The organism is Candidatus Phytoplasma luffae (assembly GCF_018024475.1).
GTDB lineage: Bacteria > Bacillota_I > Bacilli_A > Acholeplasmatales > Acholeplasmataceae > Phytoplasma > Phytoplasma luffae.
In genome coordinates this window covers 80833-93814 of sequence record NZ_CP054393.1, presented here as the reverse complement: position 1 = coordinate 93814, position 12982 = coordinate 80833, and the positions used below count along the sequence as shown (strand labels likewise).

General features: G+C 21.1%; 14 protein-coding genes. 5 read left to right on the top strand and 9 right to left on the bottom strand.

What is annotated here, in order from left to right; all coding sequences use genetic code 11:
- The first annotated feature begins 2 nt into the window (after positions 1-2).
- The 4 genes from LFWB_RS00465 (at position 3) to LFWB_RS00450 (ending at position 3092) form a co-directional block, all read left to right on the top strand.
- Positions 3-554 carry a YqeG family HAD IIIA-type phosphatase gene (locus LFWB_RS00465; RefSeq protein WP_210954743.1) on the top strand — a complete coding sequence of 184 codons (552 nt, stop codon included), beginning with the start codon at positions 3-5 and terminating at the stop codon, positions 552-554.
- A 98-nt stretch (positions 555-652) separates the two neighbouring features.
- On the top strand, positions 653-1204 hold the full coding sequence (gene rsmD / locus LFWB_RS00460; protein ID WP_210954742.1) for a 16S rRNA (guanine(966)-N(2))-methyltransferase RsmD: 552 nt from the start codon (positions 653-655) through the stop codon (positions 1202-1204).
- Between the two features lie 128 nt (positions 1205-1332).
- Entirely contained in the window at positions 1333-2211 is an 879-nt protein-coding gene (locus LFWB_RS00455) for a DegV family protein (protein WP_210954741.1), read from the top strand.
- Positions 2208-3092 (top strand): CCA tRNA nucleotidyltransferase, encoded by an 885-nt coding sequence (locus LFWB_RS00450; protein ID WP_320412079.1) that lies wholly within the window; start codon positions 2208-2210, stop codon positions 3090-3092. The genes LFWB_RS00455 and LFWB_RS00450 overlap by 4 nt, the downstream gene beginning before the upstream one ends.
- 90 nt (positions 3093-3182) lie before the next feature.
- Here LFWB_RS00450 and LFWB_RS00445 read toward each other — a convergent pair whose 3' ends face one another.
- The 3 genes from LFWB_RS00445 to LFWB_RS00435 all read right to left on the bottom strand — a co-directional run bounded on the left by LFWB_RS00445 (position 3183) and on the right by LFWB_RS00435 (position 5670).
- On the bottom strand, positions 3183-3899 hold the full coding sequence (locus tag LFWB_RS00445) for a TrmH family RNA methyltransferase (RefSeq protein WP_210954739.1): 717 nt from the start codon (positions 3897-3899) through the stop codon (positions 3183-3185).
- 30 nt (positions 3900-3929) lie between these two features.
- Positions 3930-4688, bottom strand: a complete 759-nt coding sequence (locus LFWB_RS00440; protein ID WP_210954738.1) for a YitT family protein — start codon at positions 4686-4688, stop codon at positions 3930-3932.
- A 469-nt stretch (positions 4689-5157) separates the two neighbouring features.
- Positions 5158-5670, bottom strand: a complete 513-nt coding sequence (locus LFWB_RS00435) for a DJ-1/PfpI family protein (RefSeq protein ID WP_210954737.1) — start codon at positions 5668-5670, stop codon at positions 5158-5160.
- A gap of 272 nt (positions 5671-5942) precedes the next feature.
- Here LFWB_RS00435 and LFWB_RS00430 point away from each other — a divergent pair, with 272 nt between their 5' ends.
- Positions 5943-6983, top strand: coding sequence for a hypothetical protein (locus LFWB_RS00430; RefSeq protein WP_210954736.1), 1041 nt, complete (start codon positions 5943-5945; stop codon positions 6981-6983).
- A 65-nt stretch (positions 6984-7048) separates the two neighbouring features.
- On the opposite strand, the gene acpS is transcribed toward LFWB_RS00430, so the two are convergent.
- From acpS to LFWB_RS00400, 6 genes are all read right to left on the bottom strand, one after another.
- Positions 7049-7390, bottom strand: coding sequence for a holo-ACP synthase (gene acpS, locus LFWB_RS00425; protein WP_210954735.1), 342 nt, complete (start codon positions 7388-7390; stop codon positions 7049-7051).
- 100 nt (positions 7391-7490) lie between these two features.
- Complete coding sequence (gene ligA, locus LFWB_RS00420) at positions 7491-9488, bottom strand: NAD-dependent DNA ligase LigA (protein WP_210954734.1); 1998 nt, start codon at positions 9486-9488, stop codon at positions 7491-7493.
- Positions 9489-9587: 99 nt separating this feature from the next.
- A complete protein-coding gene (locus tag LFWB_RS00415) occupies positions 9588-10349 on the bottom strand; it encodes a TatD family hydrolase (protein WP_210954733.1) in 762 nt (253 codons plus the stop codon).
- 161 nt (positions 10350-10510) lie between these two features.
- On the bottom strand, positions 10511-11896 hold the full coding sequence (gene lpdA, locus LFWB_RS00410; RefSeq protein WP_210954732.1) for a dihydrolipoyl dehydrogenase: 1386 nt from the start codon (positions 11894-11896) through the stop codon (positions 10511-10513).
- A gap of 6 nt (positions 11897-11902) precedes the next feature.
- Positions 11903-12694 (bottom strand): dihydrolipoamide acetyltransferase family protein, encoded by a 792-nt coding sequence (locus LFWB_RS00405; RefSeq protein ID WP_246454224.1) that lies wholly within the window; start codon positions 12692-12694, stop codon positions 11903-11905.
- 52 nt (positions 12695-12746) lie between these two features.
- Positions 12747-12977, bottom strand: coding sequence for a biotin/lipoyl-containing protein (locus tag LFWB_RS00400; RefSeq protein ID WP_210954731.1), 231 nt, complete (start codon positions 12975-12977; stop codon positions 12747-12749).
- Positions 12978-12982: the final 5 nt, after the last annotated feature.

Sequence of the window (12982 nt, the reverse complement as noted above, 5' to 3'; positions counted from 1 at the left end):
AAATGAAAAGTAAATATAAATTATTACCTTCTTTTTATTATAATTCTGTTTTTAGTATACCTTATGATGAATTTAAAAAAAAAAATATTAAAGCTTTGTTTTTTGATTTAGATAATACTTTATTAAATTCTGAAGAAAAACAATTGAATGATAAAACTAAACATTTTTTAAAAAAACTAAGTTCTGATTTTGAAATAGTTATTATTTCTAACGCTTCTTTAAAAAAAATTAAAAAAAATATTTTTTTTGAACAATTAAAATATATATATTTAAATTTATTTCAAAAAAAACCTTCTGCTTGGGGATTAAAAAAAGCTTTAAAATTGTTGAATATTAATTCTGATGAAGCTATTATGATAGGTGACCAATTAAGAACTGATATCGCGAGCGCTAATAAAAGTGATATAATTTCTGTCTTGGTTAAACCATTAAATAGACAAAATGAATCTTTTATAACTAAATTATTTCGTTATTTTACAGAAAATAAATTCATTAATAAAATTAAAAAAATAGATCATAAAGAATATAATTCAAAATTTAAAAATTTTTTATAATTTTTTATATTTTGATTTAAATTTTTTTATATCTTTAAGTTAGAAATAGAATATTATTTTTTGTATTTTAGATAAAGTATCAAAAGAGAATATGTTATATGTTATATATTATTTCTGGTAAATATAAAGGTTTTAAATTAAATTCAGTTCCTTCGATTCGTACTCGTAGCACTTCTCATTTATTAAGAAAATCTTTATTTGATACAATTAGCGATTTCATTGATAAAAGTATTGTTTTAGATTTGTTTGCGGGCTCAGGAGCTTATGGTTTTGAAGCTTTGAGTAGAAATGCTAAACAAATTTATTTAGTTGAAAATTTTTTTCTTTCTTTTCAAATTATTAAAAAAAATAAAATTAAATTGAAATTAAAAGAAGAAGAAATTAAAATTTTTTATAGTGATGCTTTTAAAATGTTAAAATTTTTTAATAAAAAAAACATAATATTTGATTTAATTATTTTAGACCCGCCATATTTTTCTAATTTTTATCCTTTGATTTTTGCCAATTTAGACTCGATTACACATGATAAAAGTTTAATCGTGGTCGAAACCCATTATAAAACTTTATTACCGCCTCAAATGGATAATTTTGTTTTTTTAAAATATAAAAAATTCGGAACTAAAAAAATAAATTTTTATAAAAAAATATAATATTTATTTTAATTTTTATTTCTATTAATCATTTCAATATTATTTTTTTGAATCTTGATTGCAAAAATATTTTTATTAATTTATATGTATGGAATGAATTTATTTTGTTCTTTTAAAAAGGATTATGAATGGGACAAATTGATATAAAAAAAGAAATTAAAGTAGCCTCCACATCTACTAGTTGTTTAGATTATTATCCTCGTTTTTTGAAAAATATTGATTTAATAAGGATTAAAATTCATATTAATAATGAAACATATATAGATGGCGAAACCATCAAAGCTTCTACTTTTTATGATATGATGGAAAAAGATGATAATTTAATTATTAAAACATCTCAGCCTTCTGTCGGTGAATTAGTTTTGTATTTTAAAAAAATAGCACAAGAAGGTTATAAAAAAATTTTTGTTACAACTATTTCAAAAAAATTAAGCGGAAGTTATAATTCAGTTATTCAAGCGCAAAAACAGGTCAAAGATTTGATCGAAGTTATCCCTTATGATACTAATACTGTTTGTTTTTCAGAAGGATTTTTCGCTTTAACAGCGCAACGTCTTTTTGAGGCAAATACATCTATAACAAACGTTATAGAACAGTTAGATTTTTTTAAAAAAAATAATACTATTTTTTTTGTTGTTAATTCTTTGAATCAATTAATTAATAATGGACGCTTAAGTAGAAGTAAAAGTTTCATTGGAAGACTTTTTAGAATAAAACCTATTTTACAAGTTAATAAAAAAGGGGAAATTGTTTTAATTAGTAAAAAAATTAATATAGATAAAGCATTTTATTTTATTGTTAAAAAAATTAAAAATTATACTAAAAATAAAAAATTTTTAATACATATTTTAACTACAGGAAATAATATTTTATTAAAAACTAAATTAAAAGAGATTTTAAAAAAAGAATTTAATTTAGAAGATGTTATTGAAGTTCCTTCTTCGCCAGCTGTGGGTGCTCATGTTGGCAATAATGTCGTGGGAGTAGGTGTAATACTTTTAAAATAATAAATAAAGATTTATCCATCAATGATAAAATAAAAAAAGCTCAATTATTATTAAAAGCTATTAGAAAAAAAGGATTTGAAGCTTTTATTGTAGGCGGTGCAGTAAGAGATTTATTGTTAAATATCCCTTTTAATGATGTAGATATTATAACTAATGGTCTTTATCAAGAAATAAAACAATTTTTTATTTGTAAAAAAAATAATATTGAATACGGAACTTTTAAAATTATTTTTTTAAAAGAAAAATTTGAAATAACTACTTATAGAAAAGAAAAACTTTATTTAGATTATAGAAACCCTCGTTGTGTAGAATTTATTTCTGATGCAAAAGAAGATTTAAAAAGACGCGATTTTACTATTAATTGTTTTTTGATGAATGAAAAATTAGAAATTTTCGATTATGTTAATGGATATAATGACTTGAAAAAAAAGTTTATTAGAATTGTCGGAGATCCTTTTTTAAAATTGACCGAAGATGTTTTACGTATGATGAGGGTTTTCGTTCTCCAAGCTAAAACTAATTTTAAAATAGATTATCGAATTCAACAAATTTTAATATCTAATGTTTTTTTATTAGAAAATTTAAATCCTAATGATATATGGAAAGAGTTAAAAAAAATAACTCAACAAAAATTTTTTAAACAAGCTTTTTTATCTTTAAAAGATACTAATGCTATAAATTATGTTAAAGAATTTAAAGAAGGTATTTTATTTGTTTTAAAAGAAAAATTAGAAGTAATCTATCCTGAATTATTTTTAAATTTATCTTTTATTCTTAATCCTAATATAATTAATTCTTTTTCTTTTAGTAAGAAAGAAAAAAAAAGAATGAATAGTTTGTTTTGTTTATATAAAATATCTAAAAATAAGCTTTTGAATTAAAAATAAATTTAATTTTTCTTTATAAATAAAAAAAGATAATATTTTTTCATTTAATGAATATTATCTTTTTTTATTTATAATATTTTTTTATTATTTTAAAAGATGCATAATAATACTTCCAGCCACTCCTACATTTAAACTTTCTACGCAATCAGAAGTATCTATACTAATAAAATAATCAGATTTTTGTTGAACTGAATCAGATATACCAGAACCTTCGTTACCTAATATTAAAATTTTTTTTATTTTTTTATCTAATGTAGATATTTCTTTCAAATTTATATTTTTTTTATTAACAGAAGTGCTAAAAATAAGATAGTTATTATTTTTATAATAAGTTAAAAAATCCAGTATTTCGCCTTTTTCTAAAAATAAATTAAATATAGCGCCTTGGCTACTTTGGATTGTTTTTTCATTATAAAAATCAACTGTTTTATTGCTGCTTAAAACATGTTTAAAACCAAAGGCACAAGCACTTCTTAACAAGGTTCCAGCGTTTCCAGGATCTTGAATATCATCTAAAACTAGGATCTTATCACTTTCTAATGATTTATTATTTTTTTTACAAACGGCACATATTTTATAAATTATTTTATTATTATTTAATTCTTTCATTAAATTTTCTGATATTAAAGTTCCTTGTCCATTTAAAGAAGTGGTATATAATTCTAAAACTATTTTTGCTTTTAAAGCTTCTTCTACTAAATGATTCCCGAATACTAAAAATTCTTGATATAAATCACGATATTTTTTAAAAGAAAGTTTTTTTAATTTTTTAAATTGAGGATTGTTTTTGGATATTATCATTATTTTGTTCTTTTTTAAAAAATTTCTTATTTATTTTATATTTATAAAATGAATTATGCTTATAGCAGTAAAAAAAATAAAAATAGATAAAATGTATTTAATTATTATTTGGTTTTTTAATTTTTCTCTTTTTAAATCAATGATAAAAGATAATAAAATAGTTGAACCATCTATTAATAAACATATAATTGAAATCGGAATTTCTATTGTTTGATGTAAAAATAGAAAAATAATATCTGTCCCACCTGTGGCAAAATTATTTTTCAAAAGTGAACCACAACTTAAGCCAATTGCTATTCCTGTGATTGTTGAAGACAACAATAATTTATAAAAAATATTTTTTTGAACACATCGAGGATAAGAAGAAATGATCGAATTTTGTTTAATTTTAAAAAAATTTAATATTTTGAATGTTATGTAAAAAATTAAAATAAAAATTAATGATGATATTAATATGTTTGGAATGATTTTTTCCCATAAAAAAATTAAAAAAGCGAAAATAAAAATAATAGCTCTTATAAAAATAATTATTTTTTTTTTACTAAAAAAATATTTTTGTTTTTTATTTTTGTTATCGTAATACAAAATTTTGTCTAAAAAAATTAAATTACTTTCTAAACCACCTATAATAAATTTTTCGGGTAAAATAAAAAAATAAATAATAAATATTAATAAAAAAATGCTAAAAAATATTTCTATATATTTTATTTGAAAGAATAAGTTTACAATAAGTAATAAAGAAAAAATAATAAATAACAAACAAATAATTTTTTTTTTATGTATTATCATATATATTTCTTTTCTATTTATTTTGATTTTAATTATTTTTTTCACGATAATTATAAAATATGGTTTTTAAACGCTGATATAAAGAGCAATTTAATGAATAATAAAAAATAAATAAGAGAAAACGAGAATAATTTTACTAGATCGAATATTTAAACAATAACAATCTTTATTAAAACTTATTTTTTTATGTAAAAGTAGCAAACCCTAATCAAAAATTGTGTAATTTTTTACATTAAAAAATATTAATTTTGATAAATCATTATATAAGTTAATTTATTTTTAAAAATAAGGAATATAAATTGTAAAAAAGTAAAGTATAAATATAAAATTATTTATCTATAATAATTTTTTATCGTTTTTTATATTAATAAAACTTATACAAAGATATGTCTCTTTTATAAGCGAATCAAAAATATTCTTTTTTGTTAAAATAATTTTTTATTTTTATATTTTTTTACTTTCTAAAAAATTAATTCATTTTATTCAATAAATGTTTAACAAAATGAAAAACAGTTTCTGGAGAACGCGAAGTTATTATAAAATCGCTAGTAACAGCTTTTTCATTTAAATGATTTCCTTCAATATATTTTTCGCAACCTGGATAACAAGTAAAATTATGTTTTTTTAATAATTTTAATTGTCCTAAAAAAACAGGACCTGCGCAAATAGCACCAATTATTTTTTTGTTGTCAAAAAAATATTGAATAATTTCATACAAACGAAATAAAATATCTTTTTTTTCTTCTATCATTTTTAAAATATATGGGCCGCCTGGTATTATCAAAAAATCATATTCCTTAAAATTAACGTCATCTATATGTTGATCCGCTTTTACTATAAGTTTTTGTGAAGATAAAACTTCTAAAGATGCATTAGGAGTAAAAGTTTGTACATTTAAACAATTTTTTTTTAAAATCGCTCTTGTAACTAAAGCTTCGCAATCTTCAAAATTATTAAACAAAAATAATAAACCTTTTTTCATAATATAACGATATATACTCTTTTCAACGAATGTGATTAAATTAATATAATTCAGCTACTTAATTTATTTTCTTTTAAGCACTCTATCATTATTTTAACAAAAAAATATTAAAATATTTTTTTATATTATAATTTAAAAAAACAAATTTAATTTTGTTATTACGTGTGATATAATTTTGATATAGATATTATTATCCACATATGCATAATAATATCTATATTTTTAGGATTTTTATTTAATTTAGAAACGGGAACAAAACAATAATTAAACTATTGAAAAGACTTAATATCAAAAATAAATTAATATTTTTGTTATTATTCTCTTATTTTATATTTTTTGTTTTTTTTAATCATTTTAATAAAGAAATCCAGGCTAAAATAGATTATACTGTTCTTTCTTATAATCAAAAAATTGAAGCAATCAATAAATTAATAAAACAAATTGAAAAAATGGATCATTCAAATAAAATAGAATTGAATATAGCAAAATCATTTCGCAAAATGTCTGTTAATACTTTAACAAAGTATGATTTTTCTTTAGCAAATATAGAAAATAATATGAATGATTTACCTGAGGGTTCTAATAACCCAGAAAATTATTATACAAAATTTAAAAAAATAAAAAAAAATTTTTTAAATAGCTATCTCTTAAATGAAAATGAATTAGATCAAATATTATCTTTATTAAATGAAATTTTAGTAAGATATCAAAATAATTTACTTCATTTGAAAGAATATAAGAATTTCTTTTATATACATTTTTTAGAAGAAGAAAAAATTAAAATAAAGAAATTAATTGAAATAAAATTTGTATTGTTCGAAGAGACTTATAAAATTTCTGATTTTGAAAAAGAAGTAAATAAAAATGGTTTAGAATCAGAAGATTATAAAAAATTTAACGAACTTTTAATAAGTAACAAAGCGGGCATGTATAATATTCATTCTTTATATGATTTGACAAAATCTGATTCATTTTATAATAATTATATCGAAATAAAAAAAAGATACGATAAAATTACTTTGGATTTAAATGATTGTCTTTCCAAAGCAAATAATGTTAAAAAGTTATTAAAAATTTTTTATTCAATTCAATTAAAAAAAATATATGAAGAAGAAGAACAAGAGGAAGTTTTTAATCAAAAAAAATCATTAACAGAAGATGATATACAAGAAGAAATTAAAAATAACGAACAAGTTATAAAAATTATAAAAGAACAATCACAAATGCAAAAATTTAATATTTTCTCATTTATTTTTAATTTAATAATGAATATATTTATTTTATTTTTTGTTTTTCGTAAAATAAAAAAATAATTTATTAGTAATTTGTTACTTTAAATAAAAAAAGAGTTGAAAAACTCTTTTTTTATTTAAAGTAATTATAATAAAATAACAAAAGCTAACGCATAGTTTTTAGTGTGCGAAATAGAAATCATAATTTTACATTTAGAATCGTGTTTTACATAAGGAAAACCTGTTTGAGGATTATTCAAAATAGACCAATCTCGATAATTGTTAGTAGAATTACCTTTTTGATATGCTTTAAAAATAGCCTCTTTTGATGCCCATCTTCCTGCCAAAAAACTTATTTTTTTTTCTTTATGATTAATATTATTATAAATATTTTTTTCTAAATCTGATAAAATTCTTTCAGAAATTTTTTCTATACTTCTTTTTTTAATTTCTTCTATTTCTACTAAATCAATACCAATGTTTTTCATTTATTTATTTACTCTCTTTATTATTAATAAAATTTTTTTATGATATTATTTTTCGATATTTTATATTTTTTTTAATTTTTTATATATAGTGATTAATATTTTATTTTTCTTCAATAATATTTTTTAATTTGGGTTCATCGATTATTTGTATTTTTAAAAAAAGTGCTTTATCTAATTTAGAACCAGCTTTTTCCCCTTTTATTAAATAATCAATCTTAGAAGAAATATTATCAAGAATAAAAGCGCCTTTTTTTTCTAAAATAATTTCAATATCTTTTCTAGAATAATTTTGAAAAACCCCTGTTAGAACTATTTTTTTGTTTTTGAATATATTTGGTTTTACTTCTTTTTCATTAGAAGAATGATTATTAAATAAAACGCCCCCTTTTTTTAACAAATTTATTTCTTCGATATTTTTTTTATTTTGAAAATATTGATAAATATTGTGAGCTATTTCAGGCCCTATTTCTTTTATTTCTAGTAATTGTTTTAAAGTAGTTTTTTGTAAATTATCGATATTATTAAATTGATTTTGTAATAATTTAGCTACTTTTACTCCTACTTCGCCTATTCCTAAACCAAATAAAATTTTATTCAAAGATTGTGTTTTGCTTTTTTCTATAGATTCAAAAATTTTTAATATTTTTTTATTTTCAAAATTAGGTAATTTTTTCAATTGATTATATTTATCTTTTAAAGAATATAAATCGGAAATATTTTGGATTAAATTTTCTTTAAATAAAGTGATTAATGTTTTCTCTCCTAAATTTTTTATATCCATAGCTTCATTAGAAACAAAATGAATTATTTTATTTATTTTTTTTTCTTCACAAGATGGATTAAAGCAAAAATAATTTGTTTTATTTTTTTTTTGTTGTAATTTGTTTTCACATGAAGGACAATTAGTGATCATTTGGAAGGGTATTTGGTTAGTTCTTTTTTCTTTTATAACTTCTAAAATTTGAGGTATGATAGAACCTGATTTATGAATCAAAACGAAATCATTAATTCTTATATCTTTGGTTTTAATATAATCATAATTATGTAAGGATACTTTTGAAATTAAACTTCCATCAATTATAACTGGTTCAAGATGAGCTATAGGAGTTATAGCTCCCGTTTTTCCAATTTGGAAAGTAATTTTTTTTACAATAGTTTCACTTTTTAAAGAATTAAATTTATAAGCTACAGACCATTTAGGAAACTTAGTAGTGTATCCTATTAATGGATATAAATTTAATTGATTAACTTTAACAACGACACCATCTACATTATAAGGTAAGTTATTTTTTATATTTTCGTATTTTATAATTTTATTTTTCAATTCTTCAAAAGAATTTACTGTATCATTGTAATTATTAACAGAGAACCCCATTTCTTTTAAAAAAATTAAAACTTGTTTTTGAGTTTTAATAAACGAAGGTGTATTTACTATGGAATAAATAAAAGAAGATAAATTCCTTTTAGCTACTATGCTGGAATTTAGTTGCCTTAAAGTTCCTGAAGCAGCATTTCGCGGATTAGAAAATAAAATTTTGTTTTCTTTTTTGTTATTTTGGTTCAATTTTTCGAAAGAATCATGGTCAAAAAAAATTTCACCTCTTACTTCTAAATCTATTTTTTTATTTAGTTTTAAAGGAATATTTTTGATAGTTTTAACATTTTCCGTTATTATTTCGCCTACCATTCCATCGCCTCTAGTTAAAGCTTGAAATAAAATACCATCTTTATATTTTAAACTGATAGCCACGCCATCTATTTTGAATTCTGTGATAAAGTTGAAAGGTATATTTTTTTTAAATAAACGATCGCAAAATTCTTTTAATTCTTTAAAATTGAATACATTATCTAAAGATAACATAGGAATTTTATGCTTCGCTTTATCAAATTTAGAACTAATAACTCCGCCAACTTTTAAAGTAGGGCTATAAGGTAATTTATAATTAGGATATTGCTTTTCTAACAAAAATAATTCTTTTAATGAAGCATCATATTGATTATCACTTAATTTGCTTATGTTTAAATGATAATATTCATAATTAGCTTTATTTAGTTTTTCTGTTAAATATTCGATTTTTTTTTTGATATATAGTGACATTTTTATTATTTTTTTTCCATTTTATAATCATAATATATTTTTGATATTAAATAATTATTTAGTATTTCTACATTATTTAATATTTAATTTATAAATATATTAAAATTGTAAATTAAATAAAGTTTTTACGTTTTTCGTAGTTTGTTCTGATACTTCTTTTAAATTAATGTTTTTTAATTGAGCTATTTTTTCAGCTATAATTTTTATAAATTTTGGCTCATTTCTGTATTTTTTAGAATAAGGTGAAGGAGTTAAATAAGGAGAATCTGTTTCTAATAATATTTTATTTAACGGTATTATTTTAGTTATTTTATGCGTTTCTAAAGCTTTTTCATAGGTAATTATACCACCTAAACCTATATAAAAATCTAATTTTAAAGCTTTATAAGCCTCTTCTAGATTTGTTGTTAAACAGTGAAAAACCCCTTTTATTTGCCCTTTATAAGGTAATAAAATTTTATAAATTTCATCAAAAGACTCTCTTGCATGCAAAATGATAGGTAAATTATATTTTATAGCTAATTTTAATTGAATATCTAAATTTTTTTGTTGTATGGGCAAAGATTTTTTTTCATGATATAAATCTATTCCTATTTCGCCTACCGCTATAACTTGTTTTGATTTTAAGTATTTTTCAATATTATAAGGATTTTCATTCAAATAATAACAAGGATGTATACCTATAGCAGCTTTCATAAAAGGATATTTTTGGGCTAATTTGATAGCTTTTTCATTTGTTTTTTGATCTACACCAGGAATTATAAAAAATTTAACATCGTTCGTAAAAGCTCGTTTTATAACTTCATCTAAATCTTTGTCGAATTGGTGAAAATTAAGATGTGCATGAGTATCTATTAACATATATTTTTATTTCTCTTTTTTTAATTTTTATTTATGATTATTCGTTTTATAAATAATAAAAAAAATACCATATTCTAAATAGGTATTTTTTTTATTATTATATAAATGTTTTTAATTTTTTTTAATTTTAATTTTAAAAATAACTATTACATATGGATAGGTTACATATGGATAGGTTTATCAATTGCTCCTAAAACAGTTTCATGTATTAATTCTGATAAAGTAGGATGCGGATGAATTGTATTTGCGATATCATGAACCGTTCCCTTTTTTTTCATAATAACACTTATTTCAGTAATTAATTCTGTCGCATTATAAGATAATATATGCATTCCTAAAATTTTATAGTTATCTTTGTCAATTATTATTTTAGCGAACCCTTCGGTTTCGTTATCAGCTAAAGATTTTCCGATATTTTTTACGTTAAATATAGAAATTTTATAATTTAAATTTTGTTCTTTAACTTCTTTTTCTGTTTTACCTACAGAAGCTATTTCAGGAAATCCATATATACATGCAGGAACGCAATCATATTCCATATGATGAAGATTTTCTTCGCTTTGACAATTTAAAGCATGTTCAACAGCTATTATCCCTTCATGACTAGCTACATGAGCTAACATATATTTACCATTAACATCACCTATTGCGTAAACATTTTCTACAGAAGTTCTTAAAAAATGATCAGTTATTACCCCTTGTCTAGTAGTTTTTAAATTTAATTTTTCTAAACCTTTTAAGTTAGGTTTAATACCAATAGACATTAAGATAATATCCGCTGTTTGATTTTGTATTTCTTTTGCGGATTTATAATAAACCGTATTATCTTTTATTTCAACAACTTCAGTATTTGTATGAATTTGAATACCACTTTTTTTTAATTTTTTAGTATATGAATCGATAATATCATGATCTATATTCGATAAAATACTGGATTGTCTTTCTATAATAATAACTTCTGAACCGAATTTTTGAAACATAGTTCCGAATTCTATACCAATTACTCCGCCGCCTATGATTATTATTTTTTTAGGAAATTTTGTTATATTAACTAATTCTTTACTGGTATAAAGGAATTTATTTTCGTAAGATTCTTTTGCGCCAGGAATAGGTGGTATAAAAGCGGTAGCTCCTGTAGCGATTATAATTTTTTTAGTTTCTAATATTTTGTCATCTGCTTTAACCGAATGAGGAGTTAAAATTTCAGCAAAACAATTATAAAAATCTATTTTATTTTTTTTTAATAAAAACATAATACCATTATTTAATTGTTCAACTATTTGATTTTTTCTTTTTAAAATAGAACCCCAATCAAAAAAGACATCATTATTTTTATGGATACCAAATTGTTCTGCATGTTTTAAAGTATCAAATATTTTTGCACTTTTTAAAAAAGATTTTGTTGGTATACAACCATAATTTAAACAAATTCCGCCTAATTTATGTTTCTCTATTAAGACTACTTTTGCACCTAATTGAGCTGCTTTTATAGCAGCTACATATCCGCCAGGGCCACCACCAACTACTAAAATATCATATTTTACCATATTTTTTTAAATAAACTTTTCTAATTCATCAGCGTTAGTTAATGTTTCGGAAATTTTATTTAAAAATCTAGCAGCATCCGCCCCATCTATAATGCGATGATCAAAAGTTAAAGATAGATGTAGAATATTACCTATTACAATATTATCGTTTTTAACTATTGGTTTTTTTACAATTCTTCCTATACCTAAAATAGCTATTTCGGGCATATTTATTATTGGGTTACATTGCAAACCACCTATAGAACCAAAATTACTTAGAGTGAAAGTTCCATTTTGAATTTGAGTCAACGTAGTTTTTGATTCTTTGGCGTCTTGAGCCAATTCTTTAATTTGTTTTGCTATTTCAATAATACTTAATTCATTTGCGTTTTTGATATTAGGAACTATTAAACCACGAGGAGTATCCATGGCTATTCCTAAATTTATGAATTTTTTTCTAATTATTTCATTTTTCTCAGGCACAAAACTAGAATTAAATATAGGAAAATCATTTAAAGCGATAATTACAGCTTTAGCTATAAAAGCCATATAAGTTAATTTAATATTTTTTGATTCTAATTCTTTTTTTGTTTTTTCTCTTAAAAGAACTAAATCAGTTATATCTACTTCTTCTGTTAAAGTAGCGTCAGGAATTTCTGTTTTAGTAATTGCCATTTTTTTAGCAATTATTTCTCTTATTTTAGAAATTTTGATTATTTCTACATCATTATTGTTTTGATTTAGATTTTCTTTTTTTTTATTTTCGTTATTTTTTTGCATTTGTTTTTCTTTTTTTAAATTAACGTCGTTATTGTTCATTATTTAATTCCTTTTTTTATATAAAATTTTATTTTAAAATTTTTTAAAAAAATTATTCAATTGTTAATAATAAATTTCCGACTTCTATGTCATCGCCTTCTTGAAAAAAAATTTTTTTTATTATACCTGTTTTAGGAGAAGTAATTGGTGTAGTTATTTTATCAGTTTCTACTTCTAATAATTCATCACCTTCTTTTACTTGATCTCCAACTTTACAAAATAATTTAGTAATTTTTCCTTCATTAATTCCTTCACCTATATCGGCAAAACGTAATTCAAACATTATTT